The sequence below is a fragment of the Vibrio sp. THAF190c genome (assembly GCF_009363355.1).
GTDB lineage: Bacteria > Pseudomonadota > Gammaproteobacteria > Enterobacterales > Vibrionaceae > Vibrio > Vibrio fortis_A.
The window spans coordinates 292,773-317,717 of record NZ_CP045339.1 but is presented as its reverse complement, the minus strand read 5'-3'; the positions used below and the strand labels follow the sequence as shown (position 1 = coordinate 317,717).

At 45.4% G+C, this 24,945-nt stretch carries 18 protein-coding genes; 14 read left to right on the top strand and 4 right to left on the bottom strand.

Translation table 11 applies throughout. The annotated features are described in order from the left end of the window. The first annotated feature begins 15 nt into the window (after positions 1-15). The 13 genes from FIV04_RS16470 to FIV04_RS16410 are packed head-to-tail and all read left to right on the top strand — an operon-like array spanning position 16 to position 16,981. A complete protein-coding gene (locus tag FIV04_RS16470) occupies positions 16-1,440 on the top strand; it encodes a type VI secretion system contractile sheath large subunit (protein WP_152469767.1) in 1,425 nt (474 codons plus the stop codon). Further along, on the top strand, positions 1,437-1,865 hold the full coding sequence (gene tssE / locus FIV04_RS16465) for a type VI secretion system baseplate subunit TssE (protein ID WP_150870123.1): 429 nt from the start codon (positions 1,437-1,439) through the stop codon (positions 1,863-1,865). Before FIV04_RS16470 ends, tssE begins: the two co-directional genes overlap by 4 nt. Continuing rightward, positions 1,858-3,630: a type VI secretion system baseplate subunit TssF gene (gene tssF, locus FIV04_RS16460; protein ID WP_032552858.1), complete on the top strand. Its 1,773-nt coding sequence runs from the start codon at positions 1,858-1,860 to the stop codon at positions 3,628-3,630. Before tssE ends, tssF begins: the two co-directional genes overlap by 8 nt. Continuing rightward, positions 3,621-4,622, top strand: a complete 1,002-nt coding sequence (locus tag FIV04_RS16455) for a type VI secretion system baseplate subunit TssG (RefSeq protein WP_253895503.1) — start codon at positions 3,621-3,623, stop codon at positions 4,620-4,622. The genes tssF and FIV04_RS16455 overlap by 10 nt, the downstream gene beginning before the upstream one ends. After that, the gene (tssH, locus tag FIV04_RS16450; RefSeq protein WP_152469766.1) at positions 4,622-7,240 is read left to right on the top strand and encodes a type VI secretion system ATPase TssH; all 2,619 of its coding nucleotides are present in this window, start codon (positions 4,622-4,624) and stop codon (positions 7,238-7,240) included. The genes FIV04_RS16455 and tssH overlap by 1 nt, the downstream gene beginning before the upstream one ends. A 20-nt stretch (positions 7,241-7,260) precedes the next feature. After that, the gene (locus tag FIV04_RS16445) at positions 7,261-8,004 is read left to right on the top strand and encodes an ABC transporter substrate-binding protein (RefSeq protein WP_253895499.1); all 744 of its coding nucleotides are present in this window, start codon (positions 7,261-7,263) and stop codon (positions 8,002-8,004) included. Positions 8,005-8,024: 20 nt separating this feature from the next. Continuing rightward, positions 8,025-9,011 (top strand): FHA domain-containing protein, encoded by a 987-nt coding sequence (locus tag FIV04_RS16440; protein WP_152469765.1) that lies wholly within the window; start codon positions 8,025-8,027, stop codon positions 9,009-9,011. Further along, positions 9,011-9,517: a type VI secretion system lipoprotein TssJ gene (gene tssJ / locus FIV04_RS16435; RefSeq protein ID WP_152469764.1), complete on the top strand. Its 507-nt coding sequence runs from the start codon at positions 9,011-9,013 to the stop codon at positions 9,515-9,517. The genes FIV04_RS16440 and tssJ overlap by 1 nt, the downstream gene beginning before the upstream one ends. A 10-nt stretch (positions 9,518-9,527) precedes the next feature. Next, positions 9,528-10,856 carry a type VI secretion system baseplate subunit TssK gene (tssK, locus tag FIV04_RS16430; RefSeq protein ID WP_152469763.1) on the top strand — a complete coding sequence of 443 codons (1,329 nt, stop codon included), beginning with the start codon at positions 9,528-9,530 and terminating at the stop codon, positions 10,854-10,856. Between the two features lie 4 nt (positions 10,857-10,860). After that, on the top strand, positions 10,861-12,060 hold the full coding sequence (gene icmH / locus FIV04_RS16425; RefSeq protein WP_152469762.1) for a type IVB secretion system protein IcmH/DotU: 1,200 nt from the start codon (positions 10,861-10,863) through the stop codon (positions 12,058-12,060). Positions 12,061-12,072: 12 nt separating this feature from the next. Next, positions 12,073-15,486: a type VI secretion protein IcmF/TssM N-terminal domain-containing protein gene (locus FIV04_RS16420; RefSeq protein WP_152469761.1), complete on the top strand. Its 3,414-nt coding sequence runs from the start codon at positions 12,073-12,075 to the stop codon at positions 15,484-15,486. Further along, positions 15,477-16,343, top strand: a complete 867-nt coding sequence (locus FIV04_RS16415) for a lipopolysaccharide kinase InaA family protein (RefSeq protein WP_152469760.1) — start codon at positions 15,477-15,479, stop codon at positions 16,341-16,343. The genes FIV04_RS16420 and FIV04_RS16415 overlap by 10 nt, the downstream gene beginning before the upstream one ends. 32 nt (positions 16,344-16,375) lie before the next feature. Next, positions 16,376-16,981 (top strand): HAD family phosphatase, encoded by a 606-nt coding sequence (locus FIV04_RS16410; RefSeq protein WP_152469759.1) that lies wholly within the window; start codon positions 16,376-16,378, stop codon positions 16,979-16,981. Positions 16,982-17,022: 41 nt separating this feature from the next. Here the strand turns inward: FIV04_RS16410 and FIV04_RS16405 are convergent, their stop codons facing one another. The 3 genes from FIV04_RS16405 to FIV04_RS16395 all read right to left on the bottom strand — a co-directional run bounded on the left by FIV04_RS16405 (position 17,023) and on the right by FIV04_RS16395 (position 21,294). Beyond that, positions 17,023-18,510 carry an SgrR family transcriptional regulator gene (locus tag FIV04_RS16405; RefSeq protein WP_152469758.1) on the bottom strand — a complete coding sequence of 496 codons (1,488 nt, stop codon included), beginning with the start codon at positions 18,508-18,510 and terminating at the stop codon, positions 17,023-17,025. 65 nt (positions 18,511-18,575) lie between these two features. Continuing rightward, positions 18,576-19,583 carry a Gfo/Idh/MocA family protein gene (locus tag FIV04_RS16400; protein ID WP_152469757.1) on the bottom strand — a complete coding sequence of 336 codons (1,008 nt, stop codon included), beginning with the start codon at positions 19,581-19,583 and terminating at the stop codon, positions 18,576-18,578. Positions 19,584-19,746: 163 nt separating this feature from the next. After that, a complete protein-coding gene (locus tag FIV04_RS16395) occupies positions 19,747-21,294 on the bottom strand; it encodes a PAS domain-containing methyl-accepting chemotaxis protein (protein WP_152469756.1) in 1,548 nt (515 codons plus the stop codon). Positions 21,295-21,727: 433 nt separating this feature from the next. Between FIV04_RS16395 and FIV04_RS16390 the strand changes: the two genes are divergently transcribed. Next, a complete protein-coding gene (locus FIV04_RS16390; RefSeq protein WP_152469755.1) occupies positions 21,728-23,854 on the top strand; it encodes a methyl-accepting chemotaxis protein in 2,127 nt (708 codons plus the stop codon). Between the two features lie 98 nt (positions 23,855-23,952). On the opposite strand, the gene FIV04_RS16385 is transcribed toward FIV04_RS16390, so the two are convergent. Then, positions 23,953-24,903 carry a LysR family transcriptional regulator gene (locus tag FIV04_RS16385; RefSeq protein ID WP_152469754.1) on the bottom strand — a complete coding sequence of 317 codons (951 nt, stop codon included), beginning with the start codon at positions 24,901-24,903 and terminating at the stop codon, positions 23,953-23,955. Positions 24,904-24,945 lie beyond the last annotated feature (42 nt).

The window sequence follows — 24,945 nt, the reverse complement described above, 5'->3', positions numbered from 1 at the left end:
CGAATGGATTGATGGATGTTTGATGAGAAGCTGCAAACGGAGTTTTGCGAATTGAATAGTGAGGACAGTGCGTATCTGCATGATGCGCTCTCTTTGCTATTCCATATTGATGCAGAGATGCTAAGTGACACCGGTTTGTTATTCGCCGGTGTCACTCGCCTCATTGCGGAGATAGATCGTCGTATTTCAGAGCAGCTGTCTCATATCATTCATCATCCTAGTTTTAGTCAATTGGAGGCAACATGGAAGGGCGTAGAAACCCTTGTCATGCTTCCAGTTAACTACCAAAAAATACGAGTTAAATTATTAGATACCTCATGGGGAGAGCTTTCTCATGAGCTTAATAATGCCGTCTCTTTAAAGAGAACCAGCTTATATAATTTGGTCGCCAATAGAGAGTTAAACACTTCTGGCGGTCAGCCTTTTGGCATGATAGTCGTCGACCATGCTATCTCGATGGATGTCGATGACGACTATGATGATCTCTACACATTAGAGCTATTAGCCTGTCTAGGTGAGCTCTGTTTGTGTCCTTTTGTACTGTCTCCAGAAGATAACTTTTTTGGAGAGAGTGGCCCTGACTGGCTATCTGATACCAATCGAATAGAAAAGATCTTAGATGGACCGGATTTTGTCTCTTGGCAGCGTTTAAGAAGTATTAGCCAAGCCAGATTCATCGCTCTTGCGATGCCACGTGTTCGCTTGCGTGAAGCGCACTCTTTTTCATCTTCTCGTCGCATTGTTTTTTCTGAATCAGCACAGATGCAAAAGGGCTTGTGGGGCAGTGCAGCTATGCTGTTTGCCTCGATTGCGATACGAGAATTTAATCGCATCAATTGGTTTGGTTTTATGAAGTCGCGCTGGCAAGACAAGTTGATCGGCTCATTAGTGAATGTCCCGCAAAATGGCGTGGGCACGCCTGCAACATTCACTCCAACGCCAGAACTCAATATCTATACCGAGATGGGTAACTTCTATGCAGACCAAGGATTTATTCCTTTGTGTCATAGCACCACCACCGATAAGTATTTCTTCAGAGGTAATCGTTCTATTTGGGATAAAGCCCGAGATGACGCCGACCTTGTCGCAGGCCAAGTGCAAACCACTCTGATGATCTGCCGAATCGCTCATTTCTTGAAGGTGCAAATCCGCGGCATGATCGGCAATTTTCAAAGTGCAGAAGAGTGTGAATTGTATCTGAACAACTGGCTGCAAAAGTACACCAGTAACTTGTTCAATGCCGATGAAGCAACGCTTGCAAAATTTCCACTTAGTAAAAGCCGCGTAGAAGTGAAGCAGGTGAAAGGGGAGAACGATCGCTACGTGTGTAATGTACTCGTTCAGCCTCAATATCAGTTCGATAACGTGTGTGGTGAAGTTCTGCTTTCAACAGACCTTGGCACAGAAGAGTCATTGTTTGCTTCTGGAGGCCGCGCATGAGTTTCTGGAAAACCTTCGTGAAAAAAAGCAACACAAGCTCGGATCGAGATGATCTACTTGAATCTATTCACTATCAATTAACGACGTTACTCAACTCGGAAGCGCCAATGCGTTTGATTCCGAGCGTCTATTCAGAAACGCAAAAGTCCATTTATTGCTTTGGCTTGGACAATTCACAAAGTCAAAGCAGTCAAATCGAGAAAGATCAGTTCTCACGAGCACTAGAACGCTTAATTCAGTCGTTTGAACCGCGACTATCGGAAGTGAGCGTATTCGTCCAAGAGGGCGACCAAACCAAGAACGCGATCTGTTTTTCCATCATGGCTAAGGTCAATACCTCAGCAGGAGAGCACGTATTCCTGTTTGATTCGAATTTAAGTCTATCGAATCAACAGGCGACCATGGAGGGACAGGAAGTTGTCTGATCAAATGCTAAGTTATTTTGAGCGCGAGTTGGCGAGTATACGCTCAGCGCTCAGTGATTATGGGCGTGATTTCCCACAACACGCTGGCTCAATGCGTCTTAATCAACATGATCAAGAAGATCCGAACATTAGCCGCTTGATTGAAGCGGCTGCATTACTCAATGCAAAAACAGAGAAGCGCCTTGATGAGCAGTTTCCTGAAATCTTACAAGACTTGATTAACATTGTTTATCCGGGCTATCTGCAAATTATTCCAAGCTATACCCCATTCTATCTCGACGTTGAAGCTGAAGAAGCGACAACGAAGGTTGTTCTGAATAAAGGTTCAGAACTCTCGGTTGTGCATGATGAAGTTGAATCGATCTTCACGCTGGTGGATGAAATGGTCATTGAGCCTTTCCATATCGCGGATATCTCAGCAACAACGGCTCCTTTCAATTTTCCAACGCCGCCAACACTGCGACGTTCAGATTCGGCGATTCAAGTTGAGCTTTCAAGTAATGACCCAGAGCTATTTTTCTCACAAATGGACATCGGCTCGTTCGATTTTTATGTGAGAGGGTTTGAGAGTAGTTCACGTGGCTTGATTGACCTTCTGTTACTGAATACCGAAGCAATTTCGATTACCAGCGGTGAACAGCAGGTTATCGTTGATCCAAGTAAGTTACGCAGTCGCATTACTGATCCCGATTTTATCTGGCTACCTACTTACGATGGCCATCTGAGCGGTTTTGATATCTTGCGAGACTATTTCGCTTACCCAGACAAAGCGGCATATATGCGTATTGAAGATCTCGGTGAAGAGCTTGGCCAGTTTGATACTGACAAAGTTCAGCTCACTTTCTTCATCAAGCAACTACCCGTTGAGTACCTTAGCCTGTTTTCACGAAACGTATTCTTATTGAACACAGCACCTGCAGTGAACCTGTTCAGTAAACGTGGCGAGCCAATGCGCTACGATTTTTCAAAGCTATCGATTCCGGTGATCGCTGATGCACAGCAACAAGACCATTTCACCGTAGTTTCGGTTGAGTCGGTGTGTGAAGTGATGTCGACGGGCGAGGTACCGTTATCGCCGATATACGCCAGTGGTTATTGGTCTGATACCGATGCGCCGCAATGGCAAAGTAGCCAGCATTGGGACCATAAAGGTCGACGCTGTATGAATTTATCCGTGAGCTATGCGCAGTTGCCTGCCGAGCAAGAGGCCGTGGTTTTAGCCACTCAGCTACTGGTTTGCAATGGTAGAGCCCCGTGTCTGATTCCATCTGGGACGCAAGCGAATTCTCTTGCTGCGGTCGATTTACCGGGCGAGTTTTCCATTTTGAAAACACCGACCGCACCTCAGTATCCATCGCTGGATAATCAACTAACATGGCGTTTCTTGGCCATGTTGAATGCCAACTTTGCGAGCTTGGTTCAAACAGATGACCCAACGGTCGCGCTTCAGGATACGCTGCGCTTAACGTGTAACTCTGTGCAATGCCCACAAGCCTACGCAATTAAAAAGGTGTCCTATCGCCACCTCGTAGCTCCAATTACTATTGCAGGGCACAGTATTTTTGCTTCCGGAACCGAAATTGAAGTCGTTGTCGACGATGAAATTCTAGGTGCGGACTTTTCAGTCTTCTCTCAAGTTCTTAACTCAGTGTTTTCGCAATATTGCAGTTTTGACCGTTTTATTCAGGTCTCGGTAGAGCGCTTTGGTAGTGACAATCCGGGCGTGCAGTTCCCTAAAACTCATGGGAGCCAGCTATGTCTATAACTCAGATGACTCAACAAGATGCCGACAACGTCAAAACTCGGTTGCTGAGCCAACCTCATACGTTTGATTTTGTACAAGTGATACGTCTTCTGAGAGCCATGGGCAGCCAAGCGAGTCTAGAGCTGTCGCCAGAGGTTATGCCATATGGTGATGCGAGTGAAGTGACGCGTATTCGCCATAGCGACAATACACTAAAGATTAAGCTTGGCCTTGAGGCGCTGTCTGGGTCAAAAGGGGTAATTCCTGACTATATGTATGCTGAGCTCCTTAACAGCTTGCACCAAGATGACTATGCGCTGCAAAAATTCATCGATGTGTTTAATCAGCGTTATTTAGAACTCAAACTGCATGTTGAAACCAACCGTAACATGCTTCTTAAACAGGAGCGTGACGTGCAAGCGGGTAATGTAGTGGGGCGCTTATCTCAACAAGCGGCACTGGCGTGCATGTTTGCTCTTCCGAATGCAAATCGAGAAAAATCTGACCCGAGTATGTTGCGTCATGGCATGGCATTGGGCAACAAAAGCAGAAACCTCAACGGGCTAAAACGTCTATTGAGTAACTATTTCTCTTTAACGGTGAACCCAGTTGTCGCGCCAGCGTCGTTCTATCGAATCAATACAAAATACCAAACCAAACTTGGTAGTCAGCAAGGTCAGAATCAAAAATTGGGTCAAGGCTTTTGGTTGGGTTCAACAGGAACTCAAACCTTCAAAGCATTGGAAATTAACATTACACCTAAAACGCGCAGTGAGTATTTAGGGTTATTGAATAACTCACACTTTGCGTCCTCGATGAAATCATTAGTACAAGCCTATTTGCGCGAGAGTCTCGATATTCGACTTTATATGTATGTGAAACGTGAATACATCGATGAGCCAATGCTCTCAAGCCAAAAGAGTGGCCTGAGACTTGGAGAGGCCAACTGCCTTGTGCCTCATAAACGAAAATCGGAATTTCGTAAGATCTTAATTCAACAGGAGAGAGTTTGATGTCACAAATAAAACTAGGGAACCTCGTTTCAAAGCTAGATATTCACCTTAAGTCAGCATTAGAGGAAGCAGCAGGAGCTGCTATGGCACAAACAGTCACTGCCATTGAGATAGAACATTGGTTGGTTCAACTCATCGCGATGAAGGAACAAAACCTCATCGGCTGCTTGAGCAAGCAAAACATCGATCCTAGCGTTGTGCTCAGCGAACTCACACAGCGCATTAATCGACTGTCTACAGGTGCAGCTGGACAGCCTACGATTAGCCTAGCAACCAGTGAATTGATGGAAAGTGCTTGGATGCTTGCTTCTGTTAATTACGGTCATCAGGAAGTCACCAGTCTTCATTTACTTTTAGCCCTAACTCAGACTGATAACTTAGGGATGAAGAAGTTTTCTTTGGCTGCACTTCAAACTCTATCTACTGAGGCGTTGAACTCTCAAATCAGTTCCCTCAAGAATGTGAAAACACAAGCGGCTTCATCTGGCGCAGCAGCATCAGAAAACGCAGCGGGCGCTGTCGCTGGAGGTGCTCTTGAAAAATACACAGTAAACCTGACTCAACAAGCTAGAGACGGCGAACTTGACCCAGTATTAGGTCGTAACAGCGAAGTTCGTATGGCGATAGACATCTTGTGTCGTAAGCGCCAGAACAACCCTATTTTGGTGGGTGAACCGGGCGTGGGTAAAACCGCTGTTGTAGAAGGTTTGGCTCATAGCATCGTTAAAGGTGAAGTACCGCCAGCGATTCAAGGTGTTGAAATTCATACGCTTGATCTTGGTTTGCTGCAGGCAGGTGCGAGCATCAAGGGTGAATTTGAGAACCGCCTGAAAGACGTGATCAACGAAGTGAAAAGCTCACCGACACCGATCATCGTATTCATTGATGAAGCACATACACTGATTGGCGCCGGTGGTGCAGCAGGTCAAAACGATGCCGCTAACTTGCTTAAACCAGCCTTAGCTCGTGGTGAATTCCGTTCTATTGCTGCAACGACGTGGGCTGAGTACAAGAAGTACTTTGAGAAAGACCCAGCATTAACACGTCGTTTCCAAGTCATTAGCGTTGAAGAACCAAATGCAGAAGATGCAAAACAGATACTGCGTGGTGTTGGTGAAGCTCTACGTGCCCATCATGGCGTGTTTATTTTAGAGGATGCGATTGAAGCCGCGGTTAGCTTGTCGATTCGTTACCTGCCATCTCGTCAGCTTCCGGACAAAGCGATCAGCTTGTTAGACACAGCATGTGCCCGTATCGCACTGACTCAAGGTGCAAAACCAGAGTGTATTGAGAGTCTAGAGCAGAATATCAGTTACCTTGAGAGTGAGCGTTCTGCCCTAGAAGCAGAAGGTGCGGTGTTTATTGATAAAGCCGTTGATCATGAAGCGCTTAATCAAAAAATTGAGCAGCAGAAAAGCGAGTTGAATGCGCTTAATGAGCAGTGGGAAAAAGAGCGTGAATTGGTGACAACCATTACTTCATTATGCGAAACGATTGAAAGCAGCCGTCTTGAAGACAATGTTGATACTGAGAGCCAAGCACAACTTAATACCGCGCTAGGTGAACTAAAGCAGATCCAAGGTGAACAACCATTGGTGTTCCCTGTGGTGGATGAACAAGTGATTGCGACGGTTATTGAAAATTGGACGGGGATCCCAGCAGGTAACATGGTTCAAGAGGAGGTGGCTCAGCTGTTGTCTCTTGATAAAGCCTTGCACAAGCGCGTAATCGGTCAAGATGTGGCGATCAGTGAGCTTGCGAAGAGCATTCAGATTTCACGTGCAGGTCTAACCGACAGCCGTAAGCCAGTTGGCGTGTTCTTGATGTGTGGTCCAAGTGGTGTGGGTAAAACTGAAACCGCAATGGCACTTGCTGACGAAGTGTTCGGTGGTGGTGATAACCTGACCATTATCAACATGACCGAGTTTAAAGAAGAGCACAAAATTTCAATGCTACTCGGCTCTCCAGCAGGTTATGTAGGGTTTGGGGAAGGTGGTGTATTAACCGAAGCAATTCGTCGCAACCCATACTCTGTGCTGCTTCTTGACGAGATGGAGAAAGCGCATCCGGGCGTCCATGATTTGTTCTATCAGATCTTTGATAAAGGCCATATTAAGGACAGTGAAGGTCGCACCGTCGACTTCAAGAACACAATTATCATCATGACCTCGAACGCAGCCGATCAAGCTATCGTGGACATCTGTGAAGAGCATGAAGATCGTTTGGCTAACGAAGACCTGCTAGAAGAAATTCGTCCTGCACTACAGCAATACTTCAAGCCAGCGTTCTTAGGGCGAACCACTATCGTGCCTTACTACCCGCTGAACCGTGACGAGCTTAGCCAGATCACAGAGATCAGCCTAAATCGCATCGCCAAGCGCTTGGATGAAAAATACAAAGCGACCTTTGAGTGGGATGAGAAGTTCGTTGATTTTGTAGTGAGTCGAAATACAGACCCAACAACGGGTGGTCGTGCGGTTGAGCAGATTATCAACCGATCTCTGATGCCACAGTTAGCGATTGACTGTATTCACAGACTGAGTGAAGGGCTGAGCATCAATCAAGTCGCGGTGACAACGGATCCTGTGACTGGTGAATTAGTGGTTAACATCACTTAATGGAGAAGGATATCTCAAAGGTGAGCAGTATTATTAGAAACACCTTTTTGTTGCCTAAAACACTTAAGGCTGCGGCGCTCAATACGGCAATGATCATTGCTACTATGGGTGTCGCAACCAGTGCTCAAGCTATTGAACGCTTGACGCTGGCAACACAGATATGGACGCCTTATCAAACCGTGGATGAAAACGGTGAGATAGGTGGCGTTGCCGTTGACCGTGTAAAGTGCGCGTTGCGCCGTATGGGACAACCGTATGAAATTAGAGTAATGCGCTGGGATAAAGCTCAGTTGATGGTGGAAACTGGAGAAATGCACGGTTTCTTCTCTGGTTCCGCGAACAGCCGACGTGCGAAATATGCGACCGCATCGGAGCCTCTTGTGTCGGAATACTTGGCGTGGTTTATCGCGCCAAACATCTATGCCGACATAAATGATGAAACAACCAAGTTTAGTCTGCGATTTGGTGCTAAATTTAATACAAACAAATGGTTATCTTTAAAGCGTGATGGCTATAACGTGATCCGTAAACCACGTGATGCAGATTCACTGCTCCAAATGTTATGGAAAGGCGACTTGGACGTCGCTTATGAATATGAACTTGTTTTTGAAGATTCGTTGAAGAAAGCAGGTATACCGGTCGATTACTTTCAAAAAGTAAGGATCAAAAAACAAGATCTAATGGTTCACTTTTCTAATGACTTCTTGCGTGAGTCCCCAGGATTCTTGGACAGATTTAATCGTTCTTTACGTAAGTGTTATTGAAGTAAGGGTAAGGGAAAGCCATGAATATTAGTTTTCAGTTGATCGAGCTACCTGAAAACGAGCAGGTAGTCAGCCGACAGATATCATTGCCGAGTAGTGGTGGGACTATTGGCCGTTCTTACGAATGTACGGTTCAGCTACCAGACATGAGTCGCACGCTCTCTCGTGTTCATATTGAAGTGCTTCCTCACTCAGAGGGAGGCTTTCAAGTTATCGATCGCAGCGCGAACGGTGCGCAAGTAAATGGTGTTTTTCTTGGTGCTGGTCAATCGGCTAAGGTCAGCGACGGTGACAGTATCCGAATAGGTGGATACTTACTGTTGGTGAGTGACATGCAGGAGCTTTTCTCAAAAGAAGCCAAGCCTGAGACATCAGAGCCGATTCACACGCCACTTGATGAACCCGTTTTTGATTTTGCGGGAGTGATTGAAGAGCCAGCAGCAACCGTCTTTGGTGCTGAATCAACGGCTTTCAACGAAATTGAAGAGGCGATTGACACCGCGAGTTCGTTCAGTGCCGACAATGTCGCTGGCGAAGATGTGTATGCCTATGACCCGTTTGAGGAGGACGATCTTCTCAATATTACCCTTGATGAAAAATCGAGTAGCGATCCCATCATCATGGCCGACGAGCCGAGCCCTCGCAATTCTTCAAACAAGATCTCTCAAGAGACTGGTGTGACTTTGAGTAATGGCTCTCAAATTCAAGCACTGGATTCAAGCATAGAGAGGCTTAATCAGATCGTTGAGCATCAACAGTCAGCTTTAACAGCAGCTGTGGATCGTGAACGCTTGGTCTCTTGTATTGAAACCACTTTGGATAAGTTCCTTGCAGACTTTAATCCGCAGCATCTGGAGTCAGAGTTTAATGACTACCTATCTGGGTGGGGCAGTAAAGAGAAGAAATACTGGGGACTGTACAAGAAGCAGTTCGCACGCAAACAGGATCGCGGAGAGTTCAAGCGCAATTTTACCGCGATGCTTTTAGAAGAGTTAAGGGACAAGTAATGGAGACAAAGCAGTTTTTTGTTCGTTGCCTGTCAACTGTAGTGAGTTCATTTTTGATCATGGCTTGTAGTTCAAGCGATGAAAGTGTTTTTCAACCATCGATGTCGGTCAACGTCAAGATGGAAGCGACGAATGATATCAATGCATTCGAAGACGATATAGCAAGACCTTTGGTTGTAAGAGTTTACCAATTAAAAGAAACAGGCGCGTTTGAAAAAGCGGATTTCATTAGCTTGTACGAATCGGACAGCACGGTGTTAGCTGGAACCCTTGTCGACACTAAAGTGTTGGCGCCCGTATTGCCTGAAGAGAAGCGTTCTTTTGTGCTAGAAGTGCAACAAGAAGCCAAAGCTATCGCGGTGTTTGCTGAATTTGCTGACTATGAAGTAGCAGTGAGTAAAGGCTTAGTGGCGTTAGTAGAAGAACCCGATGAAAACCCAATAATTATTCGAATCTCACAAACAAAGATTGAGATTACTCAGCCTGTTGATAGTTCTTGGTGGTAAGGAGACCTATTTGAAACATCAAAGAAAAGTGGTTTGGAAAGAGGGGATGTTTGTCGCTCCTCAGCATTTTCAGCAAACCGAACGATACATTACGCAATATATTCAGAAATATGTTGCATTGACGTCAGGCAGTGGCAGTTATGGCGTATCAGCGCTAGAGATCGAATCCAACTACTTGAAGCTGGGTAAGTTTGGCGTCGTAAGATGCAGTGGCGTGTTTCAAGACGGCACTCTATTCGACAATACTCGAGAGCTACTGATCGAAGTACCCGAAAACACCATCGACAAGTGCATCTACCTTGCATTGCCACTCTCAGTTGAGGGTGAAAACGAATATGGGCCAAAAGAAGAACTTAGACGCTATATCGTCGCAGAGCATAACTTGTTTGATGCAAGTGATGCCGAGCAAAGTGGCATTAAAGCGACACTCGCGGAACCCAATATCCGTTTGGTTGTGGAAGGTGAAGACGTTAATGGTTTAGTGCTGATTCCGATCGCTAAGGTGCTTGAAAGAAGAGGCGATGGGGAAGTGGTTCTCGACCGAGGCTTCATTCCTAGCTGTCTTCAATATGGTGCCTCAACCCAGTTGAAAGAGCGCCTAAAAGAGCTATTCATTTTAGTGCAAGCGCGAGCGAAAAACGTATTGGAACGCATCGGTGTTGGTGAACAGACTAAAAGTGATTTGAGCTTAATGCGCGAATTTATGTGGCTACAAACCTTAAACCGTTGGAGCCCACAAATCCAAATTTTACTATCTAAGCCAGATAGCAACGTTGAGCTTCTGTATGAAAAACTGACTAGTTTTTCGTCTGAGCTTGATAGCTTTACGCCCGCGATTGGTAACGCCAATCACCGTGTTTTAGACAAAGACAATCTTTATCACGCCTTTGGCCCTCTATTTGCGACACTTCGTGAGCAGCTCTCTATGGTACAGAGCGATAAGGTGACTGAGTTTGATTGGGACGTGAATCTGTTTGATAAGCGTCGTCTACTGCGTTTGTCTATTCCAACTTTGCATCAAATGGATGGTCGCAGGTTGGTGTTGTCGGTGAAGTCTTCTATTGGTGCGTCTATGCTCAGCACGACTTTCCCGAGCGCTTGCACATTGAGTGGTATCAGCTTGATTGCTGAGCTGGTACGTAACAGTCAATCTGGCGTGACGATTAATCCGTTAGCTGTGGCTCCGTCGGAATTGAAAGCTCAAGTGGATTTGGCCTATTTTGAGATTGAAACCTCTCATGAATACTGGCAACAACTTAAGTCGAAAAGAGAGCCGATTGCACTGCATGTCGACAGCCGAGTGCCAGATCTAGAAATAAAACTGTATGCGCTAGGGTAACGTTATGGATGACCTACTCGACGAAGCGACGATAGCGATAGAGGCTGACTCCCAATCTAGGGATGCTCAGTCCAATCTCGACTCTGTGCGTTTGGCCAGTCTTAACGCCATAAAAAATCATGCGCGATTTAATATGTTTCAGCGCAAAGGCTTGCTGTTTGACAACGATATTCTGAGTTCTAGTTCAGAGTTGTTATCGCTTTCTGTCTCTATCAAACGGCTTGAGTGCCCAGCAGACATCTACACCTTTAGAACCGGTATTAAAAGCCTGCTTACTGACCTGAAATACAAAGTGGCTAAGCTCGACTACCCACCATCAGTGGCAGATAAAACCTGTTTCCTATTTGCAGTGATGTTGGATGAACAGATCCTTCACTCGGACTGGGGAGAGGAGTCTGGCTGGGAAAACCAAACCTTGGTCAGCGAATTGTTTGGTATTAAAAACGGCGGTGAACAGTTTTATCTGGTCGCAGAACGCGCATTGCTTCAGCCAGTGTTACTTCGAGACTTGTTAGAACTCATCTATATCATGATCAAACTTGGCTTCCGTGGTCGATACCGAGTAGAAGGAAAAGAGTTGCTGGGTATTTTGCTACAAAGAATTGAGGAAGCAGTTTTTGCACAAGATACGCAATCCACAGAAGAGAATGCCCACGCTATTCCAAGGCCCCATGCCGCACAAATCAAAAAGGTAAGCCGTCCGCAGAGGCCAGTACGATTAACCAGAGGTTTCTTGTTATTCGCAATGCTTCTGTCATTGACCTGGGCAGGTATTTACTACTGGTACAACTTAACAACGCCACAAAAAGCACAAGCCTTTATCCAGCTTCCTCAATTTACTGACAAGTATTACAGCCAAGCTAATATTCAAGAGCAAGAGTTTATCTACACCAGCACCCCAGAGGAGTTGGGCAGAGCACCTAGAATCACGGCTCCGGTTAGCACCATTAGTGATAGTAGCAATGTGAGCGAACCAGTAGCATCCGGCGTGTGGCAAGTACAATTGGCTACCTTATCGACCAAGACGGCGTCTGAAAACTTCTTGTCTCGCTATGGGGCAGTACTCCCTAACATTGAAGTGAGGCTGTGGCGAGACAAATACCGAGTTTTAAGCCATGCAGACACAAGAGAACAAGCGGCTGAAATATTGGAAAGTGCCAAGCAGTCTGGAATAACCGATGCCTTTATCACCAAAGCGAAGTAGTAGGGTTAGTTAATGATAAGTAAGAAAAAAGCACTCACTTTTGCCATTTTGCTTTCACTACTTGTGATCTGCTTATTAGTTGGTGGTTTGTGGTTATTGGATTGGTATTGGTTAGAGCCGATTTGGGCGGTAGTCGTGCAGATTATCGTAGCTGTTCTAGCCGCAGTGGGTATTGGAGCTCTAATCTATTCTCGACTAAGACGCCCGCCAGTAGACGAAGATGCGAAGAAGCGTGAAGATTGGCGCGAAGAGGAGATCCAACGTACCTTTAATCATGTCTGGCGCAAGCATTCTCGCCTTAGTGCGAACCCTTATCTAATCCCATGGTATGTGCACTTAACGGAAGACATTGAGAACGACCAACTTTGGCTGCAGCAGATGGGGTTTGAGGCGATTGAGCCCGCAGATAACCTACCTGAAGATTTGGTCGCCGTTCGTTTTTGGGCATCAGATGATGCGATCATTGCTACCATTGACTTGCTCCATCCAAAAGAGGGAATGCAGAAGAGCATCAATACGCTGGTGGCATTAATCCTGTCTAAACGTTCAAGACAAGCCTTCAATGGTGTGTTATGTGCTGTTGATTTGGGTAAGTTGATCAATAGTACCGAAATCGCTGTCAGTGAACTAAGCCAGAAATATCGCTCGGTTCTAGAAGACCTGAATAAAGCCGTGGGTTTAACACTGCCGACGTATTGCACGTTTACTCATATGTCACAGATTCAGGACCTGTGTGAGCTATTCTCGCCACTCGAAGAGAGCGAACGTGAGCTACCATTTGGTGCATTACGCGATGTTGAAGAGAGCAAAGAGTACGATAAAGCTTGGTTCGATGAGTCGTTTGAAGCGTTAAGCCACTCTTTGACGAACTCTTTAAGTTCATCACTGAAAGGTCAGCTAAACGCGGACTATCGAGACTCTGCGCTGGTTGGTATCTATCAGCTCTCTGCCCTACGTTATGATGTCGAAGACTTCCTCTCACTCACTTTCAATCAACATCAGTTTGATGAGATAGACCTATTTTTCCGAGGCTACTTCTTTGTCAACGTGGGCGGTGAAAGTGAAAACGTCGACATTATTAGCACAATGCACGCCTCTGAGCTGGGTTTTGAAACTTTGTCTAATATTCACACTCAGTCAAAAAGCTTGAGCCTATTTGGGAAAGGCCTATTCAGAAGTTGTGTTTTAAAAGAAGCGCCTCTGGTTGGGTTCAACAAGAAACGTGAGATCACCTATCGAACAACACGCTGGGTTGTCTCTTGCGGTTTGGTAATCTTGTTTGTAGGTTTTGTCGCTACCATCAAAGCGGGTTTTGACTATCATCAGGCGTTGGACAACAAGGCGCTCGCGATGTTGGACCGCTATAAAGAAAACCTAGAGAAGAATGCGATTCAACCTGATGATTTGGCATCGCCGGTATTCAGTCTCTATGAGCTTAGAGAAATAGTGCAGCTTTATGATGAAAAGCATCACCCTTGGTACGTTTCTAGTTGGCTGCCAAGCTCTAGCATCTCTGGTTATGTTCATGATGCTTACTTTGGTGAGTTGAACTCAGAGTTACTTACTTTGATGCGCGACTACATCATGAAAGATATGTTCGTGTATAACTCGTTGGATGACAAAGTAAAGACTTTGGAGTTACTTAACCTGCAGCAGATCTTATACAACCCAGCACGCCATTCTTCAACTTCATTGGTGAATTACTATATTTATGCCTTGAATGAAGAGGGTAGCGGTGATGCAAGCCTTATTAAGCGCTTTAAACTCCTTGCAGAAGATGCGCTTAGCACATCGGCTATTCCCCCTGCGTTTGATGAGCAGTTACTGGGTTTAGTGCGTAAATCCTTATCGACCGATGATGTGAGTGAGTTGCTTTATCAGCATATTTTGCAGCATCGCGATTTTGCACGCCGCGTCGATATTCGTAAGAGCCTGAATCCCGTCTATGAACAAGTATTTACGTTTAACGACGGCTTCAGTGGTTACTTGATTCCTTATGCATTCACACGTGACGGCTTCCAAGATTTAAGTAACGAAACCGGCTTCCAGCTCGCTTCTGAGGCTATCACTGCGTATGAGGGCGTGATGGGGCGCATCAACGGTGAAGCTGAGATGAATCGCATCAACCGTCAATTGCGTGAACGTTATATCAAAGACTACATACAGTATTGGAATGCGTTTGTTTCGAGTGTACAGCTTACTGAAGTATCGAGCTGGGGTGGCAGTGAGCAACAGTTGGATCTAGTTACGGACGCTAACTTCTCACCAATAACGCAGTTCTACTCAGTGGTGAGCACCAACACTAACCTCATCAAGAGCACATTGGAGAGTAAAGAGCAGCAGAAGGAAGAACAGCAGAAAGAAGGTCAGCAAGCTGATGAAACTTCACCACTGCAATCTAACAATGGCTCTGCGATGGAGCGAGTGGCAGAATCGATCACCTATCCGTTCCGTCATATTCACGGTGTGATTCACGCTAACCAAACGGGTCAAAGCTCATTAGATATTGCGCTGACTAATCTGACCGCGCTGCGAGATTGGGTGAACAAGTCGAAAGAGATTCAATCGAAAGGGCACTATTTCTTAGAGCAGCTTGAGAATGCAGATTCAAGCAACCCGATTGCGCGCTTGCACCTCTCTGCGGATGATTACAATGTTCCTCTGTTGCCTGAACTGATGGACTCGCAAGCGACTCTGGTTAACGGTTTGGCGCTGGATGCGGTTCGTGAAGTGATCAATGAAGATTGGTCTAAGGTGACTCACTTTTATCTGACTCGTTTAGCTAACCACTACCCGATTAAGAGTAATGCTCAGACTGACGTGCTGCTCTCTGATTTTGAAGCCTTCTTTAAACCCGAAGGGGAGTTCGATCAGTTCTCGAAGAAGTATGCGAATCACTTGGATATGACTATTAGTCGAGAAATCTACCTGAATGGCTTCATTCCTCATCAGTATTTGTCGCTCTCTTGGCAATACCCGTCGTTCAGCGACTCGGTTGAAAGAATCCAGAAGCAACTCTTTACTGGCAAAGATCTGGGGTTCAACTTTTCAATAAAAGCCGTGGAGATGTCACCATCGTTGACGCGATTTGCACTTGAAGCGAATCTGAAATTCTTCGAATATCAAAACGGACCTAAGCTGTGGCGATTGCAGAGTTGGCCGATTCCAGCAAACCAAATGCAAGATATCTCTGTGATGACTCGTGATACCGAAGGGGTTGTGCAGAGAGAGAAGTTCTCGGGGGTTTGGAGTTGGTTTAGAGTGGCAGAGAAAATGAAAGGCTCCACTCAGGTTGGTAGTAATGAAATATTGTGGCGCTACAGTTCGACTAATGGCGAAGTGAATCTTGAGGTGAAACGTGATGGTATAGGACAACCCTTTGAGCCTGATCTATTCACTAATTTAGGATTCCCAACGTGGCTATAACGATTGAACATCCAGAGTGGCTAGCGAAGTTTTGTAGTCAAACGCTTAACACAAACTGTCCAAACACTGATAAGACGATATCACTCGGCTCTTTGACAAGTATTGAAATGCCCGAGTCTAACAATATGACTGTTTCCGATGGGACTAGTGAGTCACATCGGCATCAGTTCTGTTTCGATTCAGAGCTTGGCCGCGTCAGAGCAAAATACTCTGAAACCATGATTGAAACTATCATGTTGCAACGTGAGGCGTTATGGCTTTCGAGGCTCAATAGTCAGGGGTTATCAACGCAGCGCTGTCTCGATTTCTATCGAGACGGCTCTCGTGCGGCATTGCTGACTAACTACGTTGAAGGGAAGTCGCTTTCAGAATTGATACAGCATAATCAAACCAGTGATATTAACGTGGTTGCGAATGTCATTGACCAGCTACTGAGTGAACTCGAAGAACTGCATCGATGTGGTTATGTGCATGGGGATATCAAACCCTCCAATATTCTGCTTTCGGAACAAAATATCGTCGCATTCATTGATTTCTCGAACGCCCGCCGAGTGGGTGATAGCTGGCAAGAACGAGGGGTAGAGCAGTATTCACCGAGTTACACTTACCCAATTAGTGCTTCCTCTCAGTTGCGCCAAGGAGAAGCACATCCTGTTTGCGATAGTTACGCAAGTTTGATTACGGTTGCGCTGTTAATCGGTGTTCCTGCAGACGAGCTACCCATTGGTTTAGGTAGCTCTCAAGTCATTGATTTTTTTCTTGGCTTGCCACAATACGAAACTTGGACGTCGTTACCTAAATTAACTCAAGAAAGTGTTCAACGTCATATCGACAGCGTGATTAAAGATTTAATCTAGAGGTCACTAGGAGTACTTTTAAGGAGTTTGGAGTGATTAAAAATGTGGTGTTTGATGTCGGAAATGTGTTGGTTCGGTGGGCTCCGTTGGAAATTGCTCGCCTGACTTTTGGGGACGTTGAAGACTTAGAGCAGCGTGCTCGAGCAGTGTTTCAATCTGAGACTTGGTTAGAGCTAAACAAAGGGCTTCTTTCTGAGCAACAGGCCAAGCAGCGCTACCAAGATACGATTGGCTTGTCTGAATTAGAATGTGAAAAGCTGTTTTACTACGTTAAGCAGACACAGCTCCAAATATACGGCTCTGTTGAGCTGCTTAAGCGCATTAAGCAAGCGGGGTATCATGTTTATGCGCTGACAGATAATGTGCATGAAATCGTGGCGTACCTGAAAGAGACCTATGATTTTTGGCCGCTCTTTGAAGGTGCGACTGTCTCTGCTGAGCTTGGCATACTCAAACCTCAACCTGAAATTTATCAATCTCTGCTCACAACCAATAAATTGAATGCGGAAGAAACAGTGTTCCTCGATGACATGCCTTACAACGTAGAGGGCGCTCAAAAAGAAGGTATGGCGGCTATTCAATTCAAAGACGTACATCAATGTGAGCACGAATTGAAAGCAATGGGTTTAGAATTTTAATCTAGGTAAATTTCGCCCTAGCTCACCCAACGTATTTATCATCAATGCTTGTGACTTAGCCAAACCTTGGTTAGGTCACACCATCCGAACCCATTTACCTGTACATCATTAAGTCTCTTGGAAACCTCTAAGGCGAAAGGATCTCCGGCAAAAACCGTCATAATTTGGTCTTCGATTAACTTAACTTTCAACGAGTCCAGCAGTTGGTGTGCTTGTTTAAAGTTTCGGGTCGCTCGGATGTTGTCTAATTGATTTGAGATGCCCTTGCAGTACTCCTCATCGATGTTAAGCTGCGAGAATGGAACACGTGATAAAAGGCGTAGCCACGCACTGAAACTATCGTTCTCATCAATAATGCTGCATTGCAGACCACCTTGAACTGACTCGTAATTCCCATAACTACATGAAATAAGCCTACTAGACTCATTAACCAGCTGTTGAGCAATTTTCTGCGATTCAGAGGTATCTTCAACAGTTAGTTCTCTCAATGGTTTATATGAATCAATCGCCTGAAACAGCAAAAATACTGCGGGTTGCGATTGGTGTTTGGTCGTTGTTATTTCTGGCGTTGAGACTCGAATTTCATTGTGAGCACAAGCCTTACTTTTCGCCCAGTCGGGGTAAGACCACAACTCAATTTGGTCCAAAATCGCTTGCTGGTGGCAGTAACTACTATAACGACTCAACCGCAGCATATTGGTAGAAAATACATCTAGCTTTAGTGCTCCTGATCCAATGGTGTGCTGGGTAGTACCGTGTTTGAAAATTGATGCTTCAGCTTGTGCAAGCAGTCTCGGTAAGTGCCAGTCGGCTTTATGGAGTGTTATCTCAACCGCATCCGGATAAGGTGAGTGAATGTGGGCAATATGTTGATAGCAACTACGCCACTGAGGTCGATTCGCTAACTGTTGCAATGAGCTGACGACATGCTGCCCCACTAGAGGTTGCCCATCATGAAAAGTGACTCCAGTACGCAGCTGAAAATACCAGACTGTCGCATCTTCATTGGGTTGCCAATGATAGGCGAGATCTCCCGTTACCACACCCTCATTGATTTGGTTTAAACGCTGATACAGATGGTGAACCAAAAATCGTTCAGTTCGGCGCAACACTTTATGTGGGTGCAGTGGTTCTATTGTTCTGTGAAAAGGGAGGTAAACACGTTGTTTGTTGCTCTGCTCATTACGGCTTAGAAAGGCTTGCAGTGCTTCACCCGGTTCGCGACCTCCAAAGCTCAAGACCTCCAAAAGCTCATCGACTTTTCCTTCATTGGCGATCGGTTCAGCCAAAGAATGACAAGCATCTATAGGTTCGATTAACAGCTCAATTGTGGCTTTTTTATTTCTTCCCACAGACGCCTGCCAGTTGATCCAACCAGCGGAAGTCATCACTTTTATCAACGTAGAGACATGTCGTTCGCTCACTAGCCATAGCTCGGCTAGTTGATTTACCTGACATGATGATTGTCCCGGACCCAAGGAACGAAAGAGGAGTTCATACAGTTCTAACTTTCTTTTTAAATTCTTCATGTCGTTACTTGTGGCTGATGTAAGTGTTTGTTGGTTCATGCTTGAGCTGAGTGTTAACGACTTAGCTAGCGGTTCTTATTCGGTAAGTGAGTCAGATGACTAAATCCGCAATCTACCAGAGCGGTTTCTAATGTATTGATCACTTGTTGAGAAGTTTCTGGCCTCAGTAGTTTAGACGTTCGCTGTTGCTTTTGTAGCAACGTAGAAAAATGGTCGATTTCATATTCGAAGCCATTCCCTGATACGGGTATATCAATGAGTTTAGATTGACCGTTATGCTCAACTTCAATACGTTGTGGGTTCCACCACTTTTCGCATATTTTTATCGTTATCCCGTCACCAGTTAACACCGCATCGCGTTGAAGGTTTCGTGTTATTGAAGCACTGATCTTTCCAGATACGCTACCAGTAAACGTGAAACAAGCATCGGTATCGACAGCACAGTCTTGAAGGCCTTGCGTTAGCTGCACTGAAGGTACATCAGGGATGCTGCCGAGAGTGTGGCATAAATCGTAGTAAAGCCATAGCCCGTACACACCAACATCAAGTGAAGCACCACCGCATAGCTCTGGATTGAAGATAAATAAGCTAGGGTCGTAGTCGTGCTCATTACCAAACCCCGCCTCAATGTGAAGTCGTTGAATGTTCTGTTCTACCAAATACGCTTTTAACTCTATATAAGCAGGGAAGGTGACGGTTTTCATCGCTTCAAGCAACAGTACATTGTGCTTCTTCGCCAGTGCACTCATTTCCAACCAGTCATCAAGTTGTGTAAAAGCGGGCTTTTCTACTAAGACATGCTTGTTGTGCTTGATAAACAGTTCTGCAAGAGGCTTGTGGTAAGGGTGAACGGTAGCGATGTATACAGCATCGACCTCAGGATCCTCGGCCATGTGTTGATAAGATTCATAGCTATGGTTAGCGCCGTATTGTTGGCAAAATAGATTTGCTCTTTCTGCGTTTCTGGCTGCAACCGCATATAGCTCGGCCTTAGAGCTATGTTGGGTAACTGCCATTGCAAAACGATGCGCGATGTTGCCTAAACCAGCGATTCCCCATTTGATTTTATGCATTGATTGGACCTCTATGTAGTGACCCATAGAGCATAGCGAATGAGTAGGTGGGGAAATAGAGCACAAAAAGTGAAGGTTGTTCATTATTTCCTAGTTATGTATAGGAAACAAAAAAGAGCTGGTGCCTATTGCGACACCAGCTCTAAATCATTTGAAGATTGTCTTAGTGATTAAATTGATTCACTAGGCGTTTTAGGCTCTGTAGGTGAGTAGCTAAGGACTCTGCACGTCTTACGGATGTAGAAGAAAGCTCTCGCGTTTCGATGATCGCTTGCTTGACTCGAACAACATGGTCATTGATACCGTGAGTAACTTGCACCTGCTCTTCAATTGCTTGAGAGGTTTGAGCGCTTTGTTCATTGATCGACATAAGATCTTGAACAATGGCTTCGAAAGAGGCTCGGCTTTGCTGAGACTTCTCGACACAAATCTCAGAAGAGTGGATACCTTCTTCGATAAAGCGCCCCGTTTGATTCACCGTGTTTTGTAGAATCTCGATACGTGAACGAATCTCTTCGACGGAAGAACTTGTCTTGCCAGACAGTGCTCGAACTTCATCAGCAACCACGGCGAATCCGCGTCCTTGTTCGCCAGCACGAGCCGCTTCAATTGCAGCATTGAGTGCTAGAAGGTTCGTCTGCTCGGCAATGCCTTGAATCATAGACAGAATCGCTTCGATGCCATCGACATCGTTGTAAAGCTGCTCTAGTGCGGATTTAGAGCCTGTTAAGTGCTCGCTAAGCTCATGCACTGTTTGAGCAGCTTCTTCAACGGTAGAAGCACCTTGTTGAGCTTGATCCTGCGCGTTAATGGCGAAATCAGCGCTCTGCTTGGCTTGATGAGCAACTTCATCGATCGAAGCCAACATCTCTTCTGCTGAAACTGCCATCGCATCCGTCGCGAGATCTTGTTCACCTAATTCGTTATCAATACTCTGGCGATTCGCAAGCTCTTGTTTCGCAGAATCAATCAGATCGGTAGAGGTTTCAGAAGCGCGTGATGTGACTGCGCGAAGCTCGGCACTTTTCATCTGCATAGCGAGCTCAATAGGCGAGAGATCATCACAATAACCCGTATATGGCTTTTCCATGATCGGGTTGTCGTAATGCTCTTTAGCGAGCTTATGTATCGTAGATAGGCGTTGCTTGAACATTGCAGCACAGCCCGCTTGAGCCAAAACCGTAACCAATAATGCGATAGCGGCCATCGTCGTTGGGATCAAGCCTGAAATAAGCGCTAACCCTAATAGAGCTTGCAAACCTAACAGAACATATGAGCTGAGAAGCCAGCGCATTCTTCGAATTTTAACTTTTCCAGCGTGCATTTGAGCGTAAAGCGTTTTAGCTCGCTCAATTTGGCCGTCAGTGGGTTGTGTTCTTACTGATTGGTATTCGTGAACTGAGCCATCTGAGTTACGAATTGGAGTAACAAACGCAGACACCCAATAGTGACCTTTGTCTTTACATTTGTTCTTCACCAAACCCATCCAACTATTCCCCGATTGGATGTACTGCCATAGCTGAGCAAAAGCTTCTTTAGGCATGTCTTGGTGGCGAATAAGGTTGTGAGGTTGCCCTAACAACTCTTGTTCGCTGTAGCCAGCAACGTGGTAAAAGTCTTCATTACAATAAGTAATATTACTTTCTGGCGTGGTGGTCGAAATAAGACTATCCGTATCTGAAAAGCGAACTCTTTCATCATGATTGTTCATTACGTACTGCCTTGTATTTGTTATAAGAATTTATTGTTTTATAAGGCGCGTATTATCTTATAAGTGTCAAAATGATGCCTTATCAATAAATTGACGGCAGTCATTATTTAACCAATTGAAATTTAATATGAATTGATATGGATCAATACGAATAAGCTCTAAATAAGTTAGCTGTGATTTTTATCGCTTTAATGTCATTTATTCGTCATAAAAATGGAATCAATGTTCCAGTTTTTGAGTTGTATTTCTCTATTAATTTTGGGCGAATTTTTTACTAATGCACCATATTGGTGATCGATTCGCACTAAAGTAGGGAGTGTAATTGTTTGATCTGTATATAAATTAATCATACAAGTTAATTAAAGCCCTGTTTTGTATATGGTCTATAAATTGCTTTGTTGTATATAGATGTAAAACAAAACAAGGAATGTAGATGAACCTTACGGATCAGGAACGTCATTGGCTTAAATGGTTTGGCTCAACGGGTAAGATTGCGATGAGAAAGGCCTGTTTTTTAAATCGAACGCGCACTAGGGAGTTGGAGCAGACGTTCGAAAGTATTGCGGAGACACGGGTACAGTTATTAAATAATTGGGTAAAGAACCAATGGGACTTTCTCGAAGATGCCGCGCTGTATGTTGCTAGTCGAACGGAAGAGCAAACAACGGAAACTTTGCAAAGGCTTCTGAATCGCAGCCCAGATATCTCAGAACTCGCGGTCGTGGACGAGCGAGGCATTGCCCAAGCATCGAGCTACAGCAATCATGTTGGTTACACGCTTACTGACCCCAAGGCGCTCAACGAAGGCTTAAAGAAGCGCTATCTTCATGGACCTTATGTCGATGAACGAACGTTATCGGTCGGCGCTTCAAGTTCGTCGTTTCATGATCAAGTAACATTGATGTTTTATGTGCCGTTCTCACGTGAAGACGGCAAACCACTGTGTCTGTGCGGGCGAGTACCAAACGATGTGATTGGCGATATTATCCAGCGTGAAGCGGGGCATATCTATAGTGAGTCTGGGGACAACTATATCTTTATGGTGGAGTCGAATCACGATCCACGTATTGAAGCTGGTGTCGCGCTATCTCGCTCTCGATTTGAAGACAACACCTTCTCGCATGGTGAGAACCTTAAACAAGGCGTCAATACCGATTGGGGCGTGGTGAAAGTTCAGCATCATACTGAGTTTGAAATCCGCTTTACCGACCCTGCGACCAAGCAGCTGCACCCAGGTGTTAGAGAGACGATAAAGAAAGGCAACAATGTCTTTGTTGAATATCCGGGTTATTCCGATTACCGACACATCCCTGTGATTGGTAAAGGTGTGACTTTTCAACTCGATGGCTCACCAGATAAGTTCGGCATGATGTGCGAGTCGGATTTGGAAGAGGTGTACCGTGATAGAAGCCTCAGCTACACCTTATCGAAACACTTTATTGGCAGCATGCTTTTTACTCTTTTCCTACCTCTGTTGCTGACTCACCTTTTTGATTTATCTCCTCTTATACAGGCAAGCCTAATGGTTGTTTGCATGCTGTTGAGCCTTGGTCTTTTTCGTGCGTTTAGTGCCAAGCCACTGGTCAATAAAATGAGCAAGATGACCATGGTAATGCAGACACTGGCCGAAGGGGACGGTAACCTCAGTCGTCGACTCGATCCAAGTACCTTCAGCAGCGATGAATTAGGCAGTTTAGGGCGTTGGACCAACAGCTTTATCGACAATCTTGATGGGATCATCAGTGAACTGATCCATGCCAGCAGTGAGGTTCGCCAAGTATCAGAATCGATGTTTAGGCGCAGTGTGGTGATGAATCAGGCCAGTGATGATGCCTCGCATTCACTGCACAATATGTTGGAATTGAGCCAGCACCAACAGAGTGAAATCACTAATGCGACGGTTTCTGCGACTCAAATGGATACGGTGATGAAACATGCTGTGGAAAGCGCTGAAGAGGAGTACAAGCAGGCAGCGCAAGGGATGGAGTCTGTGCGTCATATCGTCGAAAGCTCAGCGACCAGTGTTAACGAAGTGAATAACGAGATGAGTAAGGTCTCTGACATTATCAACATCATTACGGATATCACGGCACAAACCAATTTATTGGCTCTCAATGCGGCGATTGAATCTGCGCGAGCGGGTGAGCATGGCCGAGGCTTCTCGGTGGTAGCGTCAGAGGTTAGAACCTTAGCTGATCGTACTTCTCAGGCGGCCAACCACATTGGCGATCTGATGAAGGAGCTACATGCTAAATCACGTAGTGCGGTGGCGTCTATGGAGCAGGGAGTAGAAAACGTCAGTCGAGGTAACTTGATGGTCGATTCTAGTGCTCGAAGTGAGCAGATGCGGGTCGCTGTTGCTGAGCTGTTTGCGACTATGTCGAAACTCGATGAGAACAGTCAAGAGAACGGTCATACAGCAGACAAAGCTCAACGTTCTATTTCCGATCTTCAAACCTCGACTCAACAGCTGGCGCGTCGTGTGACTCTGATGGGTAATGCCTTAGGTCGTCTGGAACAACTCATTGGTCGCTTTGAGGTGAGTAAGAAAGCGGCTTAACGCTCCAAATTGAAAGATATATTCAGATAATTCTCGCCCACAAGTTACATCACCATAGATGATAGCTTGTGGGTGTTTTTGTCGTTATCTCTCTCTACCTACCTCTCTATCACTCCATACCAATCATTCTGCTGAGCGAGGCGTTTTAGTTTGCTCAGCTCGTTCTCATTCTCCTCAATAAGCCAATCGATGAGATCATCAATCACAGCACTCTTGGTATTTTGATGCAGGTAATACGTCCACGCACTATGCTGAATTTTCGCGTTAGGCGGACAGTACAAAAATCCTCGCTCTAACTCGGGGATGATCAACAACAAGTCGGTCACGGTAACACCTTGTCCAGACAGGCAGGCGTTCAGTGCTAAATCAAGGGAGAGGAAGCTGGTATTTCTAACAGGCGTTGTCGGTGGATACGCCACATCGGATAACCATGTCTTCCAGTCAGTGTGGTCGAGAGTAGGATGTAATCTTGGCAACGTTAGGATTGAGTCTAAATCAAGATCTTCAGTCACTAAGCTGTGCGAGCAGACTGGTGCCATAAACTCTTCGCGCAGTACGCGGATACCGGGTTTGTTGTCGTAATGGTTCTTCAGCTGCGTATGGAAGACCAATAAATCGTAATCGGTGTAGTTAAGTGCTTCATCTTCCTCAATAACAGGAATAATCACGATCTCGTAATCAGGGTATCGCTCATTGAGCTGCCTAACTTTAGAGATCAGTACACGTGTGGCATAACTCAGCGCAGCTTTAATGACGATTCGTTTCTGCTTAGGCTCTTTCCAGCTGGCAAGTACAGATTCAATATTGCTATAACCTTCACGCAGGGCAAGGTACAACTCGTTGCCTTGTGGCGTCAGCTCAATAGCGCGATGCTTGCGACGCACCAGCGAAACTTCTAGCTCATCTTCTAACTGTTTCACCTGTCGGCTTACCGCGCTCTGAGTAACATTGAGCTCGTCTGCAGCCAGCGTAAAGCTCATGAGTCTAGCGACAGATTCAAAGGCGCGTAGTCCGTTGTGAGAATAGGGCAGATTTGGATATGGGGTCATAAAACACTCGCATGAGTTTTTGGAATGTAAGAGTGGCAGATA

Bases quoted from the DNA above. Each gene is read 5' to 3' on its own strand.
- FIV04_RS16470 (WP_152469767.1), top strand. From the start codon at position 16: ATGTTTGATGAGAAGCTGCAAACGGAGTTTTGCGAATTGAATAGTGAG.
- tssE (WP_150870123.1), top strand. From the start codon at position 1,437: ATGAGTTTCTGGAAAACCTTCGTGAAAAAAAGCAACACAAGCTCGGAT.
- FIV04_RS16455 (WP_253895503.1), top strand. From the start codon at position 3,621: ATGTCTATAACTCAGATGACTCAACAAGATGCCGACAACGTCAAAACT.
- tssH (WP_152469766.1), top strand. From the start codon at position 4,622: ATGTCACAAATAAAACTAGGGAACCTCGTTTCAAAGCTAGATATTCAC.
- FIV04_RS16440 (WP_152469765.1), top strand. From the start codon at position 8,025: ATGAATATTAGTTTTCAGTTGATCGAGCTACCTGAAAACGAGCAGGTA.
- tssJ (WP_152469764.1), top strand. From the start codon at position 9,011: ATGGAGACAAAGCAGTTTTTTGTTCGTTGCCTGTCAACTGTAGTGAGT.
- icmH (WP_152469762.1), top strand. From the start codon at position 10,861: ATGGATGACCTACTCGACGAAGCGACGATAGCGATAGAGGCTGACTCC.
- FIV04_RS16420 (WP_152469761.1), top strand. From the start codon at position 12,073: ATGATAAGTAAGAAAAAAGCACTCACTTTTGCCATTTTGCTTTCACTA.
- FIV04_RS16405 (WP_152469758.1), bottom strand. From the start codon at position 18,510: ATGAAGAATTTAAAAAGAAAGTTAGAACTGTATGAACTCCTCTTTCGT.
- FIV04_RS16400 (WP_152469757.1), bottom strand. From the start codon at position 19,583: ATGCATAAAATCAAATGGGGAATCGCTGGTTTAGGCAACATCGCGCAT.
- FIV04_RS16395 (WP_152469756.1), bottom strand. From the start codon at position 21,294: ATGAACAATCATGATGAAAGAGTTCGCTTTTCAGATACGGATAGTCTT.
- FIV04_RS16390 (WP_152469755.1), top strand. From the start codon at position 21,728: ATGAACCTTACGGATCAGGAACGTCATTGGCTTAAATGGTTTGGCTCA.
- FIV04_RS16385 (WP_152469754.1), bottom strand. From the start codon at position 24,903: ATGACCCCATATCCAAATCTGCCCTATTCTCACAACGGACTACGCGCC.